The sequence below is a fragment of the Mesorhizobium sp. M0830 genome, assembly GCF_040319965.1.
Lineage (GTDB): Bacteria > Pseudomonadota > Alphaproteobacteria > Rhizobiales > Rhizobiaceae > Mesorhizobium.
This window is the reverse complement of sequence record NZ_JAMYOR010000063.1, coordinates 1-23,431: the sequence shown is the minus strand read 5'-3', so window position 1 is coordinate 23,431 and position 23,431 is coordinate 1. Positions and strand designations below refer to the sequence as shown.

The following is a 23,431-nucleotide window of genomic DNA, read 5'->3' as shown; positions in this document are numbered from 1 at the left end:
TCGGCCTCGTCCGGCGGCAGGGGTTTCGCATCCGCCAGGGATTGGCGATCTCCGATGAGGTTCAGGCCGACCTGCGCAACGCACAGAAGTAAAACCCGTCGGTGCCGCTTAGCGCCGGCGACAACGAGATGTCCCCTTTGGCACCGATGCGTGCGGCTGCCGCGTGGCCGGGAAAACGGCCGTCCCAGAGCGCGCGATGATCGACCGGGACAAATCCGCTGTTGCGGTCGCGGAAGGCCGCGACCTGCTCGCAATTCTCCTCAGGGAAGACCGAGCAAGTGATGTAGACCAGCAGGCCGCCGGGTCTGACATAGGCCTTGGCCGCATCGAGGATCGCCGATTGCTCACCCTTGCGGGCATCGAGCTGTCTTTGCGTCAGCCGCCACTTGGCATCGGGACGGCGCCGCCAGGTGCCGCTGCCAGTGCAAGGCGCATCCACCAGCACGACGTCCATGTGGTTGCCGAGCGGGGCGAGTTCGGACGGTTTGGTGACGATCTGGATATTGCGGTTTTCCGAGCGACGGATGCGGTCGAAGATCGGCGCCAGCCGTGCCTTTTCGGCGTCGTGGGCAAAGATCTGGCCTGTATTGCCCATAGAAGCCGAGAGCGCCAGCGTCTTGCCGCCGGCGCCGGCGCAGAAATCCAGCACCTGCATGCCGGCTTCGGCTCCGGCAAGGGCGGCCACCACCTGCGAGCCTTCGTCCTGGACCTCGAACCAGCCTTTCTGGAACGCCGGCTCAGCCTGGACGTTCGGATGCCTGCCGTCGCCGTCGATCGGCGGAATGCGGATACCCTGCGGAGCGATTGCCGCGGGTTTCGCGCCGGTACCCGACAGTTCGGCCAACACCTTGACGCGATCGGACTGCAAGGTGTTGACCCTGAGGTCGAGCGGCGGGCGTGTCGCAAGCGCCGCTCCCTCATCGACCCAGGTGGCGCCAAAGGCTCGCTCGAAAAGCGGCGCGCACCAATCCGGTATGTCGGCTCGTATCGCGCCCGGCGCATCGGCAAGCCGGCGTTCGGCAATTGCCTGAAGCTCGGCGGCAGTGAGCAGCGGCGGTGCGAACTTGTCGCCTTCGAGGGCGTCGTTGAGCGATTGCGCGGTCTGGCCCCATTCGAGAAGCAGGGCACCGAAGCCGATGGCGCGCGGCATGTCCTCGTCCAAAAGCCAGCCGGCGGACCGCTTGTGGCGCAAGGCATCATAGACGATGTTGCCGATCGCCGCGCGGTCACCGCCGCCGGCGAAGCGATGCGACAGGCCCCAGTCCTTCAGCGCGTCCGCCACCGGCCGGTGGCGCCGGCCGATGTCTTCCAGCACTTCGATGGCCGCAGCCAGCCGTCCGCCCAGTCGCATTCGTCATTCCATCAAATCGAGCACATGATCTCAGCCTGCTCTTAGAGCCTTTCGCGCCTGGATTGAACCCCCGCTTCCGCCTGGCAACGACGCGGCAACCCAAGCCGAGACCAGCGAGCCAACCAGTAAATACTTCAAGCCGGCGGCAGCAGATCGATCAATAGATGAAAGGTCTCTAATATTCGTGACCGGCGACCGCAAGCATGGCATGTGGCGCACCGCTCTGCTTCCCAAGTTTTTCCGTTGAGAATACTCTTGGCGCCATGATTCGCGGCGCAGAAAAGGCGGACCGGCGGATCGCTACGAGGAGAGGGCAATGAAAACTTATCTGGCGGAAGTTCTAGGCACATTTCTATTGGTGTTCATCGGTACGGCGTCGGTGGTCACGGGCGGTTTCGGCGGCGCTCTGCCGCTCGGCCAGGAAGGCATCGGCCTGGCGTTCGGCATCGGCCTGATTGCGGCGGCCTATGCGATCGGCCCCATTTCGGGTGCGCATCTCAATCCGGCGGTGACGCTCGGCGTCTTCCTTGCCGGCCGGCTGCCGGCCAAGGACGTCATCCCCTACTGGATCGCGCAGGTCGTCGGCGCCATCATCGCCTCGCTGGCGTTGTGGATCATTGTCTCCGGCCAGGTTGGCGGACACACCGGCGGCTTCGGCGCCAATGGCTGGGACGTGGCCAAATGGGGCGTCAGCTCGGCGTTCCTGTGGGAAGTGATCGGCACCTTCACCTTCGTCACCGTAATCCTCGGCGTCACGGCTGAAAAGCACTCGACGGCGTTCGCCGGGCTGGTCATCGGCCTGACCCTGGCAGGGTTGCACTTCGCCATCATCCCGGTGACCGGCACGTCGCTCAACCCGGCCCGTTCGATCGGCCCGGCGCTGTTTTCCGGCACTGCCGCGATCGGCCAGCTCTGGCTGTTCATCGTTGCACCGTTGATCGGCGGCGCCATCGCCGGCGTCGTCGCCAAGGCGCGTGTCTTCGAGAAGGACTGAGCTTCGGAAGGTTGAATACAAAAGGCGCGGGCATCGTCCGCGCCTTTTTGTTGGCGATGGACGCGTCGGATCCTCACCAACAGCTCGGCCTCAAGGCATGATCAATCTCGGCATTTTGGCCAAGATCAGGTGCTTTTTGGGAAACAGGTTTTCAGCACGGTCCGAAATTTCTGCATGGTCTTTTCGGTTGTCTGCGCATCAGCAGCTGCAAAGCCCATGACAAGGCCGTTCTGTTTCGTGCCGTGACGGTACTGAATCGACAAGGCCGACACATTGATCCCGTGCTGGAGCGCCGCCTCGGCAATCGAGGTGTCGTCACATCCCTCGCGGAAAATGCCGACAACCTGGATCCCGGACTCGGTGGCGTGGAAATCCAGCCATTCTCCGAGATGTCTCTGTGAGCTTTCCAGGAAGAATTGCCGCCTGTCAGCATAGAGACGCCGCATGCGCCTGAGATGGCGGGTGAAGTGGCCCTCGTTCATGAAGTCGGCCAGAGCTGCCTGGGTAAGCAATGGTGCAAACTGGCCGGTCACGCTCATCGCCGATACGATCGTAGGGTCGATGGCCTTCGGCGCCACCAGAAAGCCGAGGCGCATGGCTGGAAACAGTATCTTCGCGAAGGTGCCGACATAGACCACGCGATTTGACGCGCCGATGCCCTGCAGCGCGGGAATCGGCTGTCCTTGAAAACGGTACTCGCCGTCATAGTCGTCCTCGATGATCCATGAGCGCCAGGTCTCGGCCATGTGCAGGAGGTTGAGCCGCTGTTCCATCGGCATGGTTATTCCGAGCGGGTGATGACAGGAGGGCGTCACAAAAATCATGCGCGGAATGACAGGCGGTGGATCAAGGTCCCACCCTGCATTGCTCACCCGCAGCGGGGCCAGCTTCGCTCCCGCCGAGACGAAGGCCGAACCCGCACCGTAGTATCCTGGCTCCTCCATCCATACCGTGTCGCCTTCATCGATCAGCAGCCGAGCAAGAAGATCGAACGCCGACTGGGCACCATTGGTCACGACGATCTGCTCGGGGCTGCACTTCACGCCGCGCGAGGCCGTGAGATAGCGAGCTATGGCTTCGCAAAGCGGAGGATAGCCCTTCACGTGATAGGTTCCGAAAAGGTCGATATGCGCAAATTTTGCACGGCGACTGAGCAGCTTCGACCAGGTGTTGAAAGGAAAGTTATCGGGGTCGGGCATGCCGGGGTGAAATGCCAGCATGCCGGGCCGGCCATGATGGTAGGGTTGGGCGAGCATGGTCTGCCCACGCAAGGATATCGGGTTCTCGTCCGCTGACGAGACATGTTCCTGCACCGCCGACCTGGTCGGCAGATCCATCACCACGGAGGGCCTGCGCGGCCGTATGGCCAGGTAGCCTTCCAGCGCCAGTTGGTCGCAAGCGGCAATCACGGTGTTTCGGCCAACGTGCAAATCCCGCGCCATGACCCGTGTCGAGGGCAGCGCGTGGCCGCTCGGCAACACGCGATGCTCGATCAGGTCGCGCAACTGGACATAGAGCTGCCGATGCAAATTGACGGGACTGTCGCGGTCCAGTGCAATGCCGTCGATCGGAAAACTGGTCTTCATTGTGGTTCCAAAAAATCAGGACGATCTGGTTCTAACAATGGAACCAAAGCAGCCTTAGGCTCAAGAAAAATGCGATCAGGTTCAGATGGGCTGACCGATGCAAAGCATAAAAGTGGGTGTGATCGGTGCGGGCGGTGTCGCGCAGGTCGAGCACATTCCCAATCTGCTCAGATTGCACCGGCAGTTCGAGATCCTCGGCGTCTATGATCCTTCGCGCAAAGTCCGCGACTTTGTCGGCGACGAGTTCGGCCTCGAGACATTCGCCGATCTAGACCAGCTTCTCGCCATGCCGCTCGACGCCGTGGTCATCGCCTCGCCGGATGCGTTGCACTGGGAACAGGCTCTCGCCGCCCTCGCCAGAGGGCTGCATGTCTTCTGCGAAAAGCCGCTTTGCTATAGTCCCGGTGATATCGACGACCTGATCTCTGCCAGGGATCGCGCCGGGCTGGTGCTTCAGGTCGGCTACATGAAGCGTTTCGATCCGAGCTACGAGGCGGCATTGAAAATGCTGCCGGGCACATCGCAAACGCTTCGCTACATTTCGGTTGAGGTCAGCGATCCCGATGCGTGGCCGTTCGTGCGGCACCATTCGACATGCCGGGGTGACGACGTCGCGGCGGGGTTGGCTGCCTTGACCGAAGCCAGGCAGCGCGAGCAGGTGAACCGCGCGGTGCCCGGATTGGACGATCCCGACGCGTTTCGTGGCTTTGTCGGCGCCTACTGTTCGGCGCTCGTGCACGATGTGAACGCCGTGCATGGGCTGCTCGATGCGCTCGGCGTCGCGGATGGCGAGATTGTCGGCGCCTCGCTTTTCGCGAGGGGAGAAGGCGGCCAGGGCGCCGTGCGGCTGCTCGGCGGCCAGGCGCTGTGGAGCATGGCGCATCTGGCCGTTCCGGGGCTCGCCGACTACCGCGAGCGCATCACGCTTTACTTCGATGATGCCGCGCTCGAGCTGGATTTCCCCTCGCCCTACCTCAATCACCAGCCGACGCGGCTGAGCCTGCGGGCAAGCGACGGCCACACCCTCTCCAGCCGGGAGATTCGAAGCGGCTACGAAGAGGCGTTCGTCGAAGAACTGAAAGGTTTCTGGTCGGCGATCGTCGAACGAACGCCCGTGCGCAACACGGCCGAACACGCGCGTCGCGATATGATGCTGCTGGCCGGCCTCGCGCGGCACCACCTTGGCCAGCTCAAGCAATCAGGAGTTCGCCCGTGAAGGTTCGCATAGGCATCAATCCGATCACCTGGACCAACGATGACGTGCCGGAACTGGGTGGCGACACTCCGCTCGAGGTCTGTCTTCGCGAAACCAAGCAGGCCGGCTATTCCGGCACCGAGCTAGGCGGAAAGTTTCCGCGCCAATCGGCTGAACTGAGGCCTATCATGGCGCGGCACGGCCTTGCTGTGATTTCCGGTTGGTATGATGGCCGCTGCGACGAGAAGGAAGTCGGTGCGGAAATGGATGCGATCACGCCGCATCTCCAGCTTCTGAAGGATATGGGCTCGACCCACGTCGTCTATGCCGACACGTCGCGGGGGCGCCACAATGCCATTTGGGGGCCGATCTCGCAGCGCCCGGCCCTCGGCCCGGAGGAATGGCCGGCCTATGGCAGAAAACTGACCGCGCTGGCCGAGAGGATGGCGGATTTCGGTGTGCGCATGGCCTTCCATCATCATATGGGGACCATCGTCGAGACCGATGCCGAGGTGGGCTTGCTGATGCGGCACACCGGCGAGGCGGTCGGCCTTCTCTACGACACCGGCCATTCGATATTTTCAGGCGGCGACCCGCTGGCTTTGGTCAAGGCGCATGTCAAACGCGTCGTGCATGTGCATTGCAAGGACGCGCGCAAGTCCGTCCTTGATCGTGCCCGCGCCGAGGACATGAGTTTCATGGGCGCGGTCATGGAAGGGATCTTCACGGTCCCCGGCGACGGGTTCATCGATTATCCGGCCATTTTGCGGGTGCTTGCGGACAGCGGCTACAGCGGCTGGCTGGTCGTCGAGGCCGAGCAGGATCCAAACAAGGCCAACCCGCTGATCTATGCGACAATGGGATTCCAAAATCTGTCGCGCATGGCCAGCGAGGCCGGATTTACAGTCTTGAAATGATCGAGGCCGCGATGCGGCCTCCAGGGAACCAGTGCTGATGAATGAGACTGGACTGAAGGGGCAACTGGACTGCCGACCGTAATTGCGGCGGCGGAAAACAAACAGGAGGTTATTATGTTTTCGCTTGCGAAATTAATAAAGCCTGCGCTCGGCCTGCTGGCCGGCATTACAATGATGACGGCGGCCACGAGCCTTGCGGCCGCCGACGAAACGCGCGTGGTGTTTGTGACGCATGGCCAGAGCGGCGACCCCTATTGGTCGGTCGTGAAGAACGGCATGGACGACGCAGCCAAGACGCTTGGGGTCAAGGCTGAATATCTGGCGCCCGAAACATTCGACATGGCCAAGATGGGGCAGATGATCGACGCCATCGCGGCCTCGAAGCCCGACGGCATGGTTGTTTCGATCCCCGACGCGGCAGCTCTCTCGGCACCGGTCAAGAATGCCATTGCCGCCGGCATTCCGGTGATCGTCATCGATTCCGGCGGCTCCAAACTGACGCATGACCTTGGCGGCCTGCTGTTCATGGGCCAGGACGAATTCCAGGCGGGCGTCATGGCCGGCGAGCGCATCAAGGCGCTCGGCATCAACAAAGCGGTCTGCGCCAACCATGAAGTAGGCAATTCGAGCCTCGATGACCGCTGTGCCGGTTTTGCCAAAGGTCTCGGTGTCGATGTTCCGGTGATGAACGGCGTCATCGACCCGACCGAAATGAAAAACCGAGTGACCGCCTACATGACCGCTCATGGGGACACGCAGTTCGTTCTTGCAGTCGGCGCCAGCGGTGCCGAGCCGACGCTGGCCGCACTCGATGAAATGGGCCTCGCCGGCAAGGTGAAAACCGGCACATTCGACCTTTCTCCCACGATCCTGCAGGCCGTAGTTGCCGGCAAAATGGAGTGGGGTATCGATGCCCAGCAATATGCCATGGGCTATATCCCGGTCGCCATGTTCGATCTTTGGAAGAAGTATAAGATCGCGCCGATCGCCGATTATCCGACAGGTCCCGGCTTCGTCACCAAGGATACCGCCGCCTCGGTCATCGAACTGGCAAAACTGGGCAAGCGTTGACGGCTCGCGGCCGGGCATCACATCAGCCCGGCCGCTCTCACCGACGAAGGTAGTGCATCAATGACCGCAGAGCTTCGCGACGAGCGGGTCCGCTCCGTCTCCCGCCTGAGCCGTCTTATGAGCAGGCCGGAACTTGGCGCGGCGGCCGGAACTGTTCTGGTCTTTGTGTTTTTCGCCATCACGGCGGGAAATACCGGGCTTTTCAGCGCCAAGGGGATCATCAATTTCCTTGAAGTCTCCGCCCAGCTTGGCATTCTCGCCGCTCCCGTGGCGCTTTTGATGATCGCGGGTGAGTTCGACCTGTCGGTCGGCTCGATGATCGGGTTTGCCGGCATCCTGATCGCCATCCCTTCGGTGTTCTGGGGCTGGCCGATCTGGCTTTCCCTGCTGTTTTGCTTTGCTGTTTGCGGCTGCATCGGCGCGCTCAACGGGCTCGCCGTGGTCAGAACCGGATTGCCCTCCTTCATCGTGACGCTCGGAAGCCTGTTCATGCTGCGCGGCCTGACGCTCGGCCTCACGCGCGGCATATCCGGGCGAACGCAGGTTTCAGGCGTGCACGAACTGGCTCTGAACGATCCCCTCAACAGCCTGTTCTCGGGACAGGTATTCTCCGGCCCCATCGCCTGGCTTTCGGACATCGGCCTGATCGGCAAACGCGCGGACGGCCTGCCGTCGATCTCCGGCATTCCGGTGTCCATCGTCTGGTGGATCGTCTTGACCTTGGCCTGTACCTGGTTGCTGACCCGCAGCCGCTTCGGCAACTGGATCTTCGCCGCGGGAGGTGAAGCCAATGCCGCGCGCAACCTCGGCGTGCCGGTTGCACGCACCAAGATCACCCTGTTCGTCATGACGGCGATGGCGGCCGCGCTCTTTGCGGCGATCCAGGTTCTGGTCACGGGCTCGGCCGACACGCTACGCGGAACCCAAAAGGAATTCGAGGCCATCATTGCCGTCGTCATCGGCGGCACGCTGCTTACCGGCGGCTACGGATCGGCCATAGGCGCCATGTTCGGGGCGTTGATCTTCGGCGTGGTGCAAATGGGCATCTTCTACACCGGCATCGACACAGACTGGTTCAAGCTGTTCATGGGTGCCATGATGGTCATCGCGGTGCTGTTCAACAGCTACGTGCGCAACCGCGCCATGAGGAGCCGGTGATGGCCGAGCCCTATGTCGAACTGAAATCGGTCAGCAAGTATTTTGGCTCGGTCGTTGCGCTGAAGGACGTATCTTTCGATGTATGTCTCGGCGAGGTGCATTGTCTGCTTGGCGACAATGGCGCCGGCAAGTCGACGCTGATCAAGACGCTGTCCGGCGTCTATACACCCGACGAAGGTGAGATCCGCGTGCAGGGCAAGCCCGCAAGGTTTGCCTCACCGGCCGATACACGCAACAGCGGCATTGCCACCGTCTACCAGGACCTCGCCCTGGTGCCGCTGATGAGCGTGTCGCGAAACTTTTTTCTCGGGCGCGAGCCGATGCGCAAGTTCGGACCGATCCGGCAGTTTGACAACGAGTTCGCGAACCGCACGGCGTATGACGAGATGTCGGCGATGGGAATCCAGCTGCGCGATCCCGAACAACCCGTGGGCACGCTTTCAGGTGGCGAGCGTCAGTGCCTGGCCATCGCCCGCGCCGTTTATTTCGGCGCCAAGGTTCTGATCCTGGATGAGCCGACATCGGCGCTGGGAGTCCATCAGGCATCCGTGGTTCTGAAGCTTGTCGTGCAGTCGAAGGCGCGCGGCATCGGTGTCATCTTCATTTCCCACAACGTTCATCACGCCTATGTGGTTGGCGATCGCTTCACCTTGTTGAAGCGCGGCAAAAGCACTGGCACTTACGCAAAAAGCGAGATTGATCGCGACCAGTTGCTCAATCTGATGGCTGGCGGCAAGGAACTGGTCGATCTGGAGCAGGAGCTGACCAATCGGCCATAAGCAGCCCGACTTGAAGCGCGCCCGACTTGCCTGACGAGCGCGATACATCCGGCATCACAGCTGAAAGGCACGGCGTTCGCCACGGTTAGGAAGCATTCGCATCTTCTGCAATGGCTCGAGTCGCGTTTTGGTGAGGGCGCGCCAGAAAATAGAATGCGGCGATGTGCGTGATCATCAGCAGCGGCACATAGATGATCGGGATCGCGTAGGCGGCGCCCAGCTGCTCCGCATGTGCAGGGAGGCCGACCTGTATAGCGTGGTAATAATCGACGACGAGGTCGGCCATTCCGACTAGGTTGAAGGCGACGACAAGCGGCCAGAAGAGCTGCGGTAGCCTCACCGTGAGCAGCGCCAGCATCGCCAGCACCCCTGTCGCGAAATCGCCATAGGCGGCGAACACGGCGAAACCGGCCGGCAGATCGGGGCTTACGACGCCCGGCAGGATGAACACGAGGCCGAAGAAGCGGAAGCTGTGCAGCGTGGCGATGGCGCGCTGCGCCGCGACCCGGTCCATTGAGCTCAGCCACGGCAACCCGTATGCGCCGAAGCAAAGCAGCCATGCGACATAGCCGAGAACGAGATGGATTTGGAACAGCATTTCGGTGGGCATTTGGCCTCCTGTCAGCAGCTGGTTCACGCAGCCTCCCAGCCAGTCGATTACCTCTAGGCCAGCTTTCATAGTTCGACTAGGCGGTGTAATCATCACAGCCCATGAAGCAGAACTACACAGTCCGACACGGTGCGCTGGAGGGGATCGAGGCTTTCCTGGCCGTCGCCAGGCGCCGCAATTTCCGCCGTGCCGCAGCCGATCTCGGGGTGACGCCATCCGCTGTGAGCCAGGCGGTGCGCACGCTGGAAGCCCGCATGGGTGCGGCGCTGTTCGTCCGCACGACCCGAAGCGTCGGTTTGACCGAGGCCGGTCAGCGGTTCCTGGACCGTGCGGGCCCTGCCTTCGAGGAACTCGTCGCGGCAGGCGAAGCCGTACGCGACCTTGGCCAACGGCCGACCGGGTTGCTGCGCCTCTCCGTACCCCGCGCCGTCGTGCCGCTGATCCTGGAGCCGATGATCGCGTCCTTCTGCCGGGCCTATCCCGAGATCGAACTGGAGATCGCCGCGAGCGACGAGATGGTCGATCTCGCGACCGGCGGGTTCGATGCCGGCATCCGCCTCGGCCAGTTCATCGCGCCCGACATGGTCGCCGTGCGACTGACGCCATCGTTCCCGTTCGTGGTCGTCGGCAGCCCGGACTATCTCGAACGCCACGGCCGCCCCGAGCGTGTGGACGACTTGCGCCACCACGCCTGCCTGCGATTGCGCCGCTCGAACGGCGCCCTTGCGCCCTGGTCGTTCGTCGACGGCAACGAGGCAATCGAGGCGATGGTCTCAGGGCCGCTGATCGCGCACGACTATCCGACGTTGCTCGGTGCGGCGATACAGGGCATCGGGCTGGCCCAGACGCCTCGTCCCGTCGCCGCAGGCCCCATAGAACAGGGAAAACTCAAATCGGTGCTGGACGGCGTCGCCGCCACGACGCCGGGCGTTTTCCTCTACCATCCCGGCAAACGCCAGATCCTGCCGAAGCTGCGCGCCTTCATCGATCACCTCAAATACGAGGCGTGAGGCAATGAAGGATGTCGCCCCCTGCCCCCTCACGCTGTCTTCTGCGTCACCAATAGCGGCCGCCTCATACGTGGCAGTAGTTGCCCGCTCGAACCAAATCTTTCACGGTACAAATATAAGAAATAAATAAGTAAAAAATACCACGATATGAACCGTACCCGTCAAGAATGTTGTTCTTTCAGTACTAAAGCTCACGTTGCATATGAAGAGCGCTAAAATCAAAAGCACTGTGTCAGTCGCTGGAAGCCCCAGGGTTAACCCTCTTCCCGTCAGCAGGCTGGCGGCTGCGACCGCCGGTATTGTCAAACCAATTGTAGCGCAAGCCGAACCCATCGCGACATTCAAACCGCGCTGCAGCTCATTGTTGAGGGAAGCGCGAACCGCCGAGATGGCCTCAGGCATCAAAACCAGCCCCGCGATCAATGCCCCCACGATAGCGTCAGCTTGGGTCACCTCGTAGGTAACGAGCGTATTTTCAACACTTGCGGCGACTTGCTCGGCGAGCATGACAATGCCAATCAGCCCGATTAACAGGAGCAGAGTGCTGGCAGAGATGCTTTCGTGAGGGGCAGTCCGCAGCGAAACGCCGTGCGCCTGCCCTTCGACAAAGTCGTCTCGGTGCCGGACAGTCTGCGCGAACACAAAACTTGCATAAAGCAGCACCGAAAGCACGCTCACGAAACCAAGTTGAGCTGCTGAAAATGTGCCAGGACCCGTAGTTCGTGTGTAGGTCGGCAGGATAAGCGTCATGACGGTCAGCGCGGCCAGAACCGCCAGATATGCGCTGGTCCCTTGTCGAACGATTGCCTGCTTGCGATGGCGCCAGCCGCCAAGCGTGAGACACGTGCCGACAACGCCGGTAGATGTAATCATCACCGTCGAGAAGACGGACTCGCGTGCAAGCGTAGGGTTGTTCTCTCCATGCAGCATCATGGAAACGATGATCGACACCTCGATTGCCGTCACGGCAAAAGTCAGCACCAACGTACCGTAAGGCTCCCCTACACGCCGAGCTACCGCTTCGGCGTGGTCGAGCACCACGAAAATGGTGATAAACATGATCGCACTCGAAAGCGCTCCGACGAGGATCCTGACGCTCGGCGATCCTTCGTCTACCGACAGCCCGCTGGCTCTGACTGCGACAGCCATTACCAAGGCGGCCAACGGCATCGCATAAGAAGTCACCGATCGCGCGAAACCACTCATTCAGGCCCTGTGCGTTTCTGCGAACCTTGCGGAAAGCCTATACTCACGCCGTCTTCTGCGTCACCAATCCCAGTTCCTCGATCATCGCATTGCGCATCAGGAATTTCTGCGGCTTGCCGGTCACCGTCATCGGCAATTCGGAGCGGAAGCGGATGTAGCGGGGGATCTTGTAGTGGGCGATCTGGCCGGCGCAGAAGTTTTTGATTTCCTGTTCGGTGACGATCTGGCCGGGCTTGAGCACGATCCAGGCGCACAGCTCCTCGCCATATTTGGCGTCGGGAATGCCGAACACCTGCACTTCCTTGACCTTGGGATGGCGGTAGAGGAATTCCTCGACCTCGCGCGGGTAGACGTTCTCGCCGCCGCGGATGACCATGTCCTTGACCCGGCCGACGATGTTGCAATAGCCCTCGGCGTCGATGGTAGCGAGGTCGCCAGTGTGCATCCAGCCGTCGCTGTCGATCGCCTCGCGGGTCTTCTCGTCGTCTTCCCAGTAACCCTTCATCACGGAATACCCACGTGTGCAAAGCTCGCCCGGCGCGCCGACGGCGACGGTGGCACCATCGGGATCGACCGCCTTGACCTCGACATGGGGATGGACGCGCCCGACCGTCGAGACGCGCTTTTCCAGCGGATCGTCGACGCCGCTCTGGAACGAGACCGGGCTGGTCTCGGTCATGCCATAGGCGATGGTCACCTCCTCCATATGCATCAGCGACACCACCTTCTTCATCACCTCGATCGGGCATGGCGAGCCGGCCATGATGCCGGTGCGCAAGCTGGAGAGATCGAAGGACGGGAAGTCCGGATGGTCGAGGAGTGCGACGAACATGGTCGGCACGCCATAGAGCCCGGTGCAGCGTTCCCGAGCCACCGCCTTCAGCGTGGCGCCGGGGTCGAACCCCTCGCCCGGGAAAACCATGGTCGCGCCCTTCGAGACGCAGCCCATCGTGCCCATCGACATGCCGAAACAGTGATAGAGCGGCACCGGGATGCAGAGCCGGTCGTCGACGGTGAGCTTGATCGCCGAAGTGACGAAATTGCCGTTGTTGACGATGTTGCTGTGGGTCAGCGTCGCGCCCTTGGGCGCCCCTGTCGTGCCCGAGGTGAACTGGATGTTGATGGCCTCGCCCGGTCTCAGCCCCTCCGAGATGCGGTCGAGGCTGTCATGCTCGTCGCGCCCGGCCATGGCCAGCACATCACCGAAATTGAACATGCCGGGTGAGTTCTCGTCGCCCATGCGGATGACGATCTTCAGCGCCGGCAGCTTTTGCGCCTTGAGCTTGCCAGGCGTGGCCTTCGCGATCTCCGGCGCCAGTGTCTCGATCATGCCGAGATAGTCGGAGGTCTTGAACTTGGCCGCGGTGATCAGCGCCTTGCAGCCAACCTTGTTCAGCGCGTAGTCGAGCTCGGTCAGCCGGTAGGCCGGGTTGATGTTGACCAGGATCAGGCCGATGCGGGCGGTGGCGAACTGCGTCACCAGCCATTCCCAGCGGTTGGGCGACCAGATGCCGACGCGATCGCCCTTCACCAACCCCAGCGCCAGGAAGCCGGCGGCCAGCGCGTCGACCGTGTCCGACAGTTCGCTCCAAGTGAAGCGCTTGTCCTGATCGACGAAAACGGCCGCATCGAGCGTGCCGTATTTGCTGACCGTGTCGGAAAACAGCGCCGGGATTGTCATGTCGAGCAGCGGCACGTTGCGCTCGCCCGAGACATGCGCCTTGCCGTCGACAGGTGCTACGAAAACACCGCCATTGCGCGCCCCGCGTCCGCGCAAACTGGTGGCGCTCTTCAGCTCGTCGAGATTGACTGGCATCGCTCTCTCCTCCCGGGACTGGCCAAACCTATCAGCCCGTGGGCGTGGTGAAAATCCCGCCGAAAGTCGTGTCGAGGCACCGATCCGGTCAACGATGCTTCGGAGACTCGCGCTTGCTGACGAAGCATCAAAACGCAAAAACCCGCCTGGGCGGCGGGTCACTGGCGCAAATCAGCACCATAGACAAATTAGTAGCATAACTGCCCTCACAAGTCAATGAAACGCTGCCGGCACAAAGGCATCTACATCGCCGGACCGGCCGCCGTCAGGGTTCTTGTTAGGCTCGGGTTCGACGCCCCAAGGATAGTGGAGGGCGGGAAGGGCCGCCGCTATCCGGCCGCTGCCGCCATCTTCACGGCAATGTCGCGCAGGGTCGCTTCGTCCGCCGCCGCCCGTGTCTTCTTCGAGGCCACGAGACAGGCCTGCGATCGCAGGACGAGGCCATCGCCCAGCACCTTGAGATGGTTGGCGCGCAGCGTCGAGCCAGTGGTGGTGATATCGACGATGACATCGGCCAGACCAGCGGCCGGCGCGCCTTCCGTAGCGCCGAGGCTCTCGACGATGCGATAGACCTGGATGCCGTGCTTCTGCGAGAAGAATTGCTGGGTCAGCCGCCAGTATTTGGTGGCGATGCGCAATCGCCTGCCGTGGCGCTGGCGGAAATCGGCGGCGACATCGTCAAGGTCGGCCATGGTGTCGACGTCGAGCCATATGTCCGGCACGGCAACCACGACATCGGCACTGCCAAAGCCGAGACGGGCGACGATTTCGGCGCGGGTCTCCCAGTCAGCGAGGTTCTCTCGCACCAGATCTTCGCCGGTGATGCCGAGATCGACCGTGCCCTGGCCGATCTCGCCTGATATCTCGGAAGCCGACAGGAACACCACTTCGACATTGTCCAGGCCCTCGACGCGGGCGTGGTACTTGCGTTCGTCGCCGGGCAGGCTGACGGCAAGTCCGGCTTTGGCCAGTATTTCCAGCGCCTGCTCTTTCAGGCGGCCTTTAGACGGGATCGCAAGCGTGATCATGGCGCCGTCTCCCGCAACGCCTCGATGCGGTCGAGCCAGACGGAAAAGCCGACGCCGGGGATCGGCGTCTTCGCGCCAAGCAAGGTCAGCAGTCGGTCGTAGCGTCCGCCACCGGCCAACGGCCGGTCGCCATTGTCAGCCGCGATTTCGAAAACCAGGCCGGTGTAGTAATCGAGCGGACGGCCGAAGGCGGCATCGTAACGGATGTTTCCGGCCGGCAGGCCATGCGCCTCGATCGCCCTGGCGCGGGCGGCGAACTTCTCCAGCGCGCTATCGAGCGAAAGCCCGGCAGCGCTGGCGAAGGAGGCCAGCGCCTCGGCCGCGCCATCGAGCGGCACGTCGATCGCCAGAAAACCCTTCAGCGCCGCGAAGGCCTCGTTCGACAGCCGCACGCTGCGCAGTTCGGCCTTTTCGATCAGCCGCCGTGCAATGTCGGATGGCGGGCGGCCGGCGGATGCCGACAGCCCCGCCTCTTCCATGCCGCCGGCGATGTAAGCCGAAAGTCCGTCCAGATCACCGTCGAGAACGAGGGCGGCGACCGGGCCGGAGAGCTGACCGTTGCGTGGCGGATTGGCGAGATCGGCGAGTGCCGCCTCAAGCATCGGCGCCGAGCCGAAGGCGCGGGCAAGACGCATGCGCCAGCCGCGCGGCAGGCCAAGCGAAGCCAGCACAGCCTCGAAAATGGTCTGGTCGCCGAGCGTGATCGCCAGCGCCTGGCCGGGCAGCACCAAGGCCAGCAGCGCATGCGCGTCGGCCAGCGAGCGGGCATCGGCTTCAGCGGTGTCGCGGTCGCCGAGGTCCTCGATACCGGCCTGGAAGAACTCGTTGCCGCCCTCGCGTCGCTGGCGAAAGACCTCGCCGAGATAGGAATAGCGGCGCGGCGTCCCGGCCTGCGAATTTATGTGGTCGAGACAGACCGGAATGGTGAATTCAGGCCGCAGGCACAGTGTCTGCCCCGTCTCGCTTTCCGTCAGAAAGATACGGCGGCGCAGATCCTCGCCGGCCATGTCGAGGAACGGGTCGGCCGGCTGCAGCACCGCGACCTCGACCGCATGCGTGTCGCGGGAGGCGAAGAGGTTGGTGATGTCGGCTGCGATGGCGGGGTAGCGGGAGGTCATCGATCGGATGGGCGCGAGGCACCCCCCTCTGGCCTGAGATGGCCGGCAGGCCAGAGGGGGGTGTTCAAGCGCCACCTTTCGCGCGATCGGCAGCCTGCGCCGCCAAAATCTTCTTCACCTCGGCGACCAGTTCGCCCTCCGCCACCGTCACCTGCGCCGGACGGGCGGCGCGCCATTCGGCGTTGTCTGTGATCTCGGCCGACATGCGCGCGCCTTCGATCAGGTCCTTGATCTGCAGCTCGCCCTTGGCGCGTTCGTCGCCCCCCTGGATGATTGCGACCGGGCAGCCGCGGCGGTCGGCGTATTTCAGCTGCGCCTTCATGCCGGCGCCGCCGAGATACATTTCCGAGCGGATGCCAGCGGCACGCAGCTCCGAAACCATCTTCTGGTAGCGGCCGAGGCTGTCGGTATCCTTGTCCATCACCAGCACGACGACCGGCGCAATCACGTCCGAGGCGTCGAGCTTGCCGAGGTTCTTCAGCGCGGTCATCAGTCTGGAGACGCCGATGGAGAAACCGGTCGCCGGCACCGGCTCGCCGCGAAAGCGCGAGACGAGGCCATCATAACGGCCGCCGCCGCCGACCGAGCCGAAGCGCACGATCTGGCCGTCCTCATTGGGGATTTCAGCCAACAGCTCGGCCTCGAAGACTGGGCCTGTGTAATATTCGAGGCCGCGCACGACGGAACGGTCCATGGCAATACGGTCCTCGCCATACCCGGCCGCTCTGACCAAGGCTTCAATCGTCGAGAGTTCGCCGACGCCTTCCTGGTAGGTCGCGTTCGAACTGACCATGGAATCCTGGCCGGCCTGTGTATTCCTCGCCGTCGCGAGAAGGACTGCCTCGGCTTGCCCGTTGTTCAACCCGGCGCCCTTGGCGAAGTCGCCTTCGCCTTCCTTGCCGCCATCCCAGCGCCCCGGCCCAAGCAGAAGCCTCACGCCTTCCGGCCCGAGCTTGTCCAGCTTGTCGATCGCCCGCAGCACCGTCAGCCGGCGGCCGGCATTCTGATCGCCGCCAAGACCAATCGCCTCCAGAACGCCGTCCAGAACCTTGCGGTTGTTGACGCGGATGACGTAGTCGCCGCGCTTGATGCCGAGCGCTTCCATCACGTCGGCCATCATCATCGCCATCTCGGCGTCGGCGGCCACGCCCGGCGTGCCGATCGTGTCGGCGTCGAACTGCATGAACTGGCGGAAGCGGCCAGGACCCGGCTTCTCGTTGCGGAACACCCAGCCGGAGCGATAGCTGCGATAGGGTTTTGGCAGGCGCTCGTAATTCTCGGCGACAAAGCGCGCCGTCGGCGCGGTCAGGTCATAGCGCAGCGACAGCCACTGGTCGTCGTCATCCTGGAAGGAGAACACGCCTTCGTTGGGCCGGTCCTGGTCGGGCAGGAATTTTCCGAGCGCATCCGTGTATTCGATCAACGGCTGGTCGGCCGGTTCGAAGCCATAGAGTTCATAGACCGAGCGGATCGTCGCCATCATCTTCTCGACGGCGCGGATGTCCTCGGCGCTGCGGTCGGCAAAACCGCGCGGCAGTCGCGCTTTCGTCTTTTCCGATTTATCGGCCATGAGATGGGTACTCGGTGTTTCGTGGCGCTGTGCGATAGGAAATTTCCTATTTCCGCAGCGCGCGTGTCCTAACCGATGCAGCTTTGTGCGGCAAGGGTTTGCAGCCTTGCCTCTCCCTGCCGAGAGAAGCGGAACCGAAGCACCCTGAAACAAACCGCACCGAAAGTGAAACAATCCCGCCATGAGCGCGGCATCGTGCCGACACAATCGCAAGGGATAAACGCGCCGAAATGAGGGGTTCGCGGCGATGACCAGCACAGCAAGATTCCATACCATCGGCAGCGATGCAGGCGAATTGCCCGCACGCTTGCGCCCTGCCGACAGCCACGCTCCGAAAATGGTCAGCCAGGCTGCCGGTCCGTTCGAAGTAGCCGCCGACGCCGGCAAGGGTCCATCCATGCGCGACGCGTTGATGACCGGCCTGCTGGTGATCTATCCGACAGTGGCCACGGTGGTGGCGATCGTCGCCGGCCTGGTGCTGGCCAGCGCCAACGGCACCTGAAGTTACCCCCACCCGCGCCTTCTGCGCGACCTCCCCACAAGGGGGAGGTGGGGAGCCCTATTTCGGTCTTTTGAACGCCTTCCGCTGCTTCTCAACCTCTTTGCGGCAGACACAGCCCTCGAGGTGGTCGTTGACCAGACCCATCGCCTGCATGAAGGCGTAGACCGTGGTCGGGCCGACGAAGCTCCAGCCGCGCTTCTTCAGCTCCTTTGAAATTCGCACCGAGACGGCCGTGGTCGGGTTGGCGCGCAGATGCGCGAGATCGACGATCACGGGCCGCTCATCCTTGCCGGGTTCGAACTTCCAGAACCAAGCGGCCAGCGAGCCGAATTCATCCACCATTTCGCGGGCGCGCTTGGCGTTGTTGATTGTCGAGACGATCTTGCCGCGATGGCGGATGATGCCGGCATTGCCAAGCAGGCGCTCGACATCCTTGTCGGTGAAGGCGGCGACCTTGTCGAATTCGAAATTGGCGAAGGCCTCGCGGAAATTCTCCCGCTTGCGCAGGATGGTCAGCCACGACAGGCCCGACTGAAAACCTTCGAGGCAGATCTTTTCGAACAGCCTGCGGTCATCGGCGACCGGCCGTCCCCACTCATGGTCGTGGTAGTGCAGGTAATCAGGCAGATTGCCGTGCCAGAAGCAGCGCGCGACACCGTCGGGACCGGCGAGCAGGCCGGTGTTTTCCTTGTTCATAGGCAAAAATCCGTTCGTTAATATGCTTTTGCGCTGCATTTACTGCGGCTTTACCAGATTCCTGAACCCGGCGGTAACCACACCAAAAGGTTTACTGACACTTGCGCATTTTACGCATTCCGATTCATGTTTCGGTTGCTGCTTGCACGCCAATGATCGCCGAACCGGGAGGACGTTTCCACCCGTTTGTATCAGACGATCAAGGTGCGCTCCGATGAAGACAATTCTGTTCCCCATGCTCGGCGCCATGGCTGTGTTTGCCGCCGGCGTCGCGCCCTCAACTGCCGGTGACCGCTATGCCGACAGGCCTCCGGTGATGGTGAGCCCCGACCTTTCCGCCCCTTGGGTGCTGCAGCTCGGCCATGCGCCCGGTATCGTGCGACAAAACCGTCAGATCGTGCAGCAGCAGCCGCGACTGCGCGCTACGCAACAGCCCGACCGGGTGCAGACGGCAGCGGTGCAGCCACCCGCGAAACGTATGGCCATGCGCCCGCAGATCAACCCGATCTTCCTGCCGCAGGAAGTCGACTATGACGGCCCGCAGAAGCCTGGCACAATCGTCATCGACACCACGCAGAATTTCCTCTTCCTGGTCGAGAAGGACGGCAAGGCGCGGCGCTATGGGGTCGGCACCGGCAAGCCGGGCTTCGAATGGTCGGGCACGCACAAGATCACCAACAAGCGCGAATGGCCGGACTGGCGCCCGCCGGCGCAGATGATCAAGCGCGAAGCCGCCAAGGGTCGCTATCTGCCGACCTATCTGGCCGGAGGCATGGAGAACCCACTCGGCGCCCGCGCGCTCTATCTCGGCACGACCGAATACCGTATCCACGGCACCAACCAGCCGTGGACGATCGGCGGCGCAGTGTCGTCGGGTTGCATTCGCATGCGCAACGAGGACGTGGTCGACCTCTATGAACGGGTCAATGTCGGAACCACGGTCGAAGTGATATGATAGGTCTTGCGAATCACTTGGCCGGCAATGCAATCTGCTTTTGCAGGCCAGTTTAGGGACAACGGGGGACGGGTCGTATGGGGATGCGGCCAGTCAGGAAGGGCAGCACGGGAAACCGCGCTGCCCTTTCCGTTTTGATCGGCGTCTGATCCATAACAAAAAACGCTTTCGTCGGTACGTCGCGCAAGAGGCATGACGGTTCGCTTTCGTGCTGCCCTTGCCGATGTTCTTTTGCTATGTCGGCGGCAACACTCAGAGCAAAAGAGTTCACCCATGCCCCTGTCCGAAGATAGCCGTTATCTCAAGGGCGGCCCGGTTGCCCAGCGCATCATCGCAACTGTCCGCGAGGACGCGGCGATTGCCAAAGCCGAAGGTTTTGCGCCCAAGCTGATCTCGATCACCGTCGGCGACACCGCGGCGGTGGATGTCTATGTGCGCAACCAGCGCGCCAAGGCAGAATTGGCCGGCATCGATTTCGAGGAAAGGCGCTTTCCCGCCACCATCACCGCCGGAGAGCTGGAAGCGGCGATCCACGGCCTGAATGCCGATCCGCGCGTCACCGGCATCATCATTCAGCGGCCGGTCCCTGCCCATATCCCGATCAGGACGCTGCAGGCGGCGGTGCATCCGCTGAAGGATGTCGAAGGCATGCATCCGTCCTCGATCGGCAACATCGTCTACAATCAGCTCGACCTCGCCCCCTGCACGGCGGCCGCTTCGGTCGAGCTGCTGAAGGAGACCGGCCTCGACCTCAAGGGGCTGGAAGTCGTGATCGTCGGCCATTCGGAAATCGTCGGCAAACCGATCGCCTTCCTGTTGATGAGCGAGGGCGCGACGGTAACGGTCTGCCACCACATGACGCGATCGGTCGCCGCCCATGCGCGGCGCGCCGACGCGCTGTTCGTCGCCGTCGGCAAGCCGCGGCTGATCAAGGCCGACATGGTCAAGCCGGGCGCCGCCGTCATCGACATCGGCATCAATTCGGAAATCGGACCGGACGGGACGAGCCGCATCGTCGGCGACGTCGACACCGAAAGCGTGCGCGAGGTCGCCTCCTGGATCACGCCCGTACCGGGCGGCGTCGGCCCGATCACGGTCGCCATCCTGCTGCGCAACACGATGGTGGCGCTCAGCCGCCAGCGCGCGCTCTACGAGGCGACCTACGGCACGGCGGACCGGCTGGCGGCGGAGTAACGCCGGGACAGGCGGGGCTATTCCGCGGCGATCAGGCTCTCGTCCAGCACGCCTTCCGGCTTTGGCCCGCCATAGGCCCAGTCGAGCAGTTTTATGGTGTGCATGACCGGCAGCTTCGCGGCGGAAGCGATCTGGGTGATGCAGCCGATATTGCCAGTGGCGACGATCGAGGCACCCGTCGCCTCGATGTTCTTCACCTTGCGGTCGCGCAGCTTGGCCGAAATCTCGGACTGCAGGATGTTGTAGGTGCCGGCTGAGCCGCAGCACAGGTGGCCTTCGCGGGGTTCGCGCACGATGAAGCCGGCCTTGGCCAGCAGTTCCTTCGGCTGGCGGGTGATCTTCTGGCCGTGCTGCATCGAGCAGGCCGAATGATAGGCGACGACGGTGCCCGGCTTACGCACGGGTTCGGGCAGGTCGAGGCCCGAAAGATATTCGGTGATGTCCTTGGCCAGTGCCGAGACGCGCGCGGCCTTGTCGGCATAGGCCGGATCCAGCCGCAGCATGAAGCCATAATCCTTGATCGTGGTGCCACAGCCGGACGCGGTGATGACGATGGCGTCGAGCCCGCCTTGTTCGATTGCGCGCGTCCAGGCGTCGACATTCTGCCTTGCGGAGGCCAGGGCAGCTTGCTCCCGCCCCATATGGTGCACCAGCGCGCCGCAGCAGCCCTCGCCCTGCGGCACCACGACCTCGACGCCGAGCCGCGTCAGCAGCGAAATCGTGGTGTCGTTGATGGCGGGATCGAGCACCGATTGCGCGCAGCCGGTGAGGATGGCGACGCGGCCTTTTTTGGTCCCTTGCCCGGCATGGGTGCCTGGTGAAGCGCTTCGCGAAGCCATCGGGATCGAGGCCGGCACAAGCTTGAGCATCGCGCCAAGCGGCTTCAGCGCCGGGACCTTTTCGAACAGACCAATGAACGGCTTACCCAGCTTCGCCAGCTTGAGCGCAGCGCGAAAACGCTTGGGATAGGGCAGCACGAAGGCCAGCATGGCGCGGGTCAGACGGTCGAGCAGCGGCCGCTTGTAGGTTTCTTGAATATGGGCGCGGGCATGGTCGACCAAATGCATGTAGTTGACCCCCGACGGGCAAGTCGTCATGCAGGCGAGGCACGACAGGCAGCGGTCGATATGGGTGACGATCTCCTTGTCGGCGGGACGGCCGTTTTCCAGCATGTCCTTGATCAGGTAGATGCGGCCGCGCGGTGAATCGAGCTCGTTGCCGAGCGTCACATAGGTCGGACAGGTCGCGGTGCAGAAGCCGCAATGCACGCATTTGCGCAGGATCTTTTCCGACTCCGCGACATGCGGATCGGCAAGTTGGGCAGCTGAAAAACTGGTCTGCATCGCGCTTAGGTCCTAGGCCATGCGGCCGGGATTGAGGATGTTCTTCGGGTCGAATTCCTGCTTCAGCCGATGGCTGAGTGCTGCCAGCGCCGGCGGTTGCGGCTCGAACACCGGCAAGGCGGCGCGATGCGAAGGTGCCGCGCGCACCAGCGTCGCATGGCCGCCGCCGTGTTTCCGCAACAGCCCGCGCAGCAGCGCGGCTTCCGGATCGCCCTGTTCCATGCGCAGCCACACCAGGCCGCCCTGCCAGTCATAGAAGGCGCTGACGGCGGCCTGCATGCGCAAGGCCAGCACCATCTGGTGGCCCGCTCCCGGCGTCATCGACACGCGCCACACCGGTTTCTCGCTGCTGTCGGCGAAGGGCCTGCAATCGCGCACGTCGCGCCAGATCAGCCGTGAGGCCTCACCGGCAATCTCCTCCAACGGCCCGGCCTTGCCGAGCAGCGTTTTCAGCGCGGCGATGCGGTAAGCAACGGACGGGCCGAAGCCTTCGACACGCAGCAGCGTGGCGGCCTCGTTGCCAAGCGCACCCTCGGCGACGCGTGCGGCGATGCGCTCCGGCAGATGGGCGGCACTCGACACTTCAGCACTCGAACCGAGCGCCAATGCCATGGCTGCTGCGGCCGCATCGTCGAGCAAACCTCGGATTGCGAGCGTGACTTCGGTCTCGGCGGCAGGCAGCACCTTGAAGGTCACGTCGGTGAATACGGCCAGCGTGCCCCAGCTGTTGGCCATCAGTTTCGACATGTCATAGCCGGTGACGTTCTTGACGACGCGGCCGCCCGACTTGAAGGCCTCGCCGCGGCCGGACACCACGTTGATGCCAAGGATATGATCGCGCGCAGCGCCCGCCTTCAGCCGGCGCGGGCCGGAGAGGTTCGCGGCAAGCACGCCGCCGATCGTGCCTTTGCCAGCCTCGCCGCAAAGCAGCGGACCGTAGTCCATCGGCTCGAAGGCAAGCTGCTGGCCGTTCTCCGCCAGCAGCTTCTCGATGTCGACCAGCGGTGTGCCTGCCTTGGCCGACAGCACCAGTTCAGCCGGTTCGTAAAGCGTAACGCTAGTGAGCCTCGACAGGTCGAGCGTATGTTCGGTTTGCAGCGGACGACCGATGCCGCGCTTGGACCCATGGCCAAGGATTTCGAGCGGCGCCTCTTCCGCCACGGCCCAGGCGACAGTGGACAGGACTTCGGCTGAAGTGGTTGGCGTGAAGGTGGTCATCGGCGTCTCTGGTTCCTCGCCCCCGCAAAGCGGGGGAGAGGTGGCACGGGCCTAGCCCGTGACGGGGAGGGGGCAATCATAGGGCGCTGCCTATGATAGGCATGGCCGCGAAAT

21 protein-coding genes are annotated in these 23,431 nt (G+C 63.0%); 10 read left to right on the top strand and 11 right to left on the bottom strand.

The genetic code is table 11. The annotated features are described in order from the left end of the window. Positions 1-61: 61 nt before the first annotated feature. Positions 62-1,351, bottom strand: a complete 1,290-nt coding sequence (locus NKI20_RS27635) for an RsmB/NOP family class I SAM-dependent RNA methyltransferase (RefSeq protein ID WP_352836371.1) — start codon at positions 1,349-1,351, stop codon at positions 62-64. A 316-nt stretch (positions 1,352-1,667) separates the two neighbouring features. On the opposite strand from NKI20_RS27635, the gene NKI20_RS27630 reads away from it, so the two are divergent. Further along, positions 1,668-2,345 (top strand): MIP family channel protein, encoded by a 678-nt coding sequence (locus tag NKI20_RS27630; RefSeq protein ID WP_352836368.1) that lies wholly within the window; start codon positions 1,668-1,670, stop codon positions 2,343-2,345. Positions 2,346-2,470: 125 nt separating this feature from the next. Here NKI20_RS27630 and mocR read toward each other — a convergent pair whose 3' ends face one another. After that, positions 2,471-3,931, bottom strand: coding sequence for a rhizopine catabolism transcriptional regulator MocR (mocR, locus tag NKI20_RS27625; protein ID WP_352836365.1), 1,461 nt, complete (start codon positions 3,929-3,931; stop codon positions 2,471-2,473). Between the two features lie 97 nt (positions 3,932-4,028). On the opposite strand from mocR, the gene NKI20_RS27620 reads away from it, so the two are divergent. From NKI20_RS27620 to NKI20_RS27600, 5 genes are all read left to right on the top strand, one after another. Then, a complete protein-coding gene (locus tag NKI20_RS27620) occupies positions 4,029-5,147 on the top strand; it encodes a Gfo/Idh/MocA family protein (protein ID WP_352836362.1) in 1,119 nt (372 codons plus the stop codon). Further along, positions 5,144-6,043 carry a myo-inosose-2 dehydratase gene (iolE, locus tag NKI20_RS27615; protein ID WP_352836360.1) on the top strand — a complete coding sequence of 300 codons (900 nt, stop codon included), beginning with the start codon at positions 5,144-5,146 and terminating at the stop codon, positions 6,041-6,043. The genes NKI20_RS27620 and iolE overlap by 4 nt, the downstream gene beginning before the upstream one ends. A 114-nt stretch (positions 6,044-6,157) precedes the next feature. Further along, the gene (locus tag NKI20_RS27610; RefSeq protein ID WP_023756809.1) at positions 6,158-7,114 is read left to right on the top strand and encodes a rhizopine catabolism ABC transporter substrate-binding protein; all 957 of its coding nucleotides are present in this window, start codon (positions 6,158-6,160) and stop codon (positions 7,112-7,114) included. Positions 7,115-7,174: 60 nt separating this feature from the next. Then, a complete protein-coding gene (locus tag NKI20_RS27605) occupies positions 7,175-8,272 on the top strand; it encodes an ABC transporter permease (protein WP_352836357.1) in 1,098 nt (365 codons plus the stop codon). Then, positions 8,272-9,051, top strand: a complete 780-nt coding sequence (locus tag NKI20_RS27600) for an ATP-binding cassette domain-containing protein (RefSeq protein ID WP_352836354.1) — start codon at positions 8,272-8,274, stop codon at positions 9,049-9,051. Before NKI20_RS27605 ends, NKI20_RS27600 begins: the two co-directional genes overlap by 1 nt. An 85-nt stretch (positions 9,052-9,136) precedes the next feature. On the opposite strand, the gene NKI20_RS27595 is transcribed toward NKI20_RS27600, so the two are convergent. Next, a complete protein-coding gene (locus NKI20_RS27595; protein WP_352836405.1) occupies positions 9,137-9,661 on the bottom strand; it encodes a DUF8737 domain-containing protein in 525 nt (174 codons plus the stop codon). 101 nt (positions 9,662-9,762) lie between these two features. On the opposite strand from NKI20_RS27595, the gene NKI20_RS27590 reads away from it, so the two are divergent. Continuing rightward, the gene (locus NKI20_RS27590) at positions 9,763-10,671 is read left to right on the top strand and encodes a LysR substrate-binding domain-containing protein (RefSeq protein WP_023756812.1); all 909 of its coding nucleotides are present in this window, start codon (positions 9,763-9,765) and stop codon (positions 10,669-10,671) included. Positions 10,672-10,773: 102 nt separating this feature from the next. On the opposite strand, the gene NKI20_RS27585 is transcribed toward NKI20_RS27590, so the two are convergent. The 5 genes from NKI20_RS27585 to hisS all read right to left on the bottom strand — a co-directional run bounded on the left by NKI20_RS27585 (position 10,774) and on the right by hisS (position 17,409). Then, positions 10,774-11,730, bottom strand: a complete 957-nt coding sequence (locus NKI20_RS27585) for a calcium:cation antiporter (protein WP_352836352.1) — start codon at positions 11,728-11,730, stop codon at positions 10,774-10,776. Between the two features lie 190 nt (positions 11,731-11,920). Further along, on the bottom strand, positions 11,921-13,693 hold the full coding sequence (locus NKI20_RS27580; RefSeq protein WP_352836349.1) for an AMP-binding protein: 1,773 nt from the start codon (positions 13,691-13,693) through the stop codon (positions 11,921-11,923). 329 nt (positions 13,694-14,022) lie between these two features. Further along, positions 14,023-14,721, bottom strand: a complete 699-nt coding sequence (hisG, locus tag NKI20_RS27575) for an ATP phosphoribosyltransferase (RefSeq protein ID WP_352836347.1) — start codon at positions 14,719-14,721, stop codon at positions 14,023-14,025. Beyond that, the gene (locus NKI20_RS27570) at positions 14,718-15,839 is read right to left on the bottom strand and encodes an ATP phosphoribosyltransferase regulatory subunit (RefSeq protein WP_352836344.1); all 1,122 of its coding nucleotides are present in this window, start codon (positions 15,837-15,839) and stop codon (positions 14,718-14,720) included. The genes hisG and NKI20_RS27570 overlap by 4 nt, the downstream gene beginning before the upstream one ends. 64 nt (positions 15,840-15,903) lie before the next feature. Next, a complete protein-coding gene (gene hisS / locus NKI20_RS27565; protein WP_352836341.1) occupies positions 15,904-17,409 on the bottom strand; it encodes a histidine--tRNA ligase in 1,506 nt (501 codons plus the stop codon). Between the two features lie 247 nt (positions 17,410-17,656). Here hisS and NKI20_RS27560 point away from each other — a divergent pair, with 247 nt between their 5' ends. Beyond that, the gene (locus NKI20_RS27560; protein WP_352836338.1) at positions 17,657-17,911 is read left to right on the top strand and encodes a hypothetical protein; all 255 of its coding nucleotides are present in this window, start codon (positions 17,657-17,659) and stop codon (positions 17,909-17,911) included. A 57-nt stretch (positions 17,912-17,968) separates the two neighbouring features. On the opposite strand, the gene NKI20_RS27555 is transcribed toward NKI20_RS27560, so the two are convergent. Next, entirely contained in the window at positions 17,969-18,607 is a 639-nt protein-coding gene (locus NKI20_RS27555) for a DNA-3-methyladenine glycosylase I (RefSeq protein ID WP_352664294.1), read from the bottom strand. A 214-nt stretch (positions 18,608-18,821) separates the two neighbouring features. Between NKI20_RS27555 and NKI20_RS27550 the strand changes: the two genes are divergently transcribed. Together NKI20_RS27550 and NKI20_RS27545 are read left to right on the top strand one after the other, a co-directional pair. Beyond that, positions 18,822-19,562 (top strand): L,D-transpeptidase, encoded by a 741-nt coding sequence (locus NKI20_RS27550; protein WP_352836335.1) that lies wholly within the window; start codon positions 18,822-18,824, stop codon positions 19,560-19,562. 273 nt (positions 19,563-19,835) lie between these two features. Further along, positions 19,836-20,756 (top strand): bifunctional 5,10-methylenetetrahydrofolate dehydrogenase/5,10-methenyltetrahydrofolate cyclohydrolase, encoded by a 921-nt coding sequence (locus NKI20_RS27545; RefSeq protein WP_352732417.1) that lies wholly within the window; start codon positions 19,836-19,838, stop codon positions 20,754-20,756. A 17-nt stretch (positions 20,757-20,773) separates the two neighbouring features. Here the strand turns inward: NKI20_RS27545 and glcF are convergent, their stop codons facing one another. Together glcF and NKI20_RS27535 are read right to left on the bottom strand one after the other, a co-directional pair. Continuing rightward, positions 20,774-22,099 (bottom strand): glycolate oxidase subunit GlcF, encoded by a 1,326-nt coding sequence (gene glcF / locus NKI20_RS27540; RefSeq protein ID WP_352836332.1) that lies wholly within the window; start codon positions 22,097-22,099, stop codon positions 20,774-20,776. A 12-nt stretch (positions 22,100-22,111) separates the two neighbouring features. Further along, a complete protein-coding gene (locus NKI20_RS27535; protein WP_352836329.1) occupies positions 22,112-23,317 on the bottom strand; it encodes an FAD-binding protein in 1,206 nt (401 codons plus the stop codon). Between the last annotated feature and the right edge of the window lie 114 nt (positions 23,318-23,431).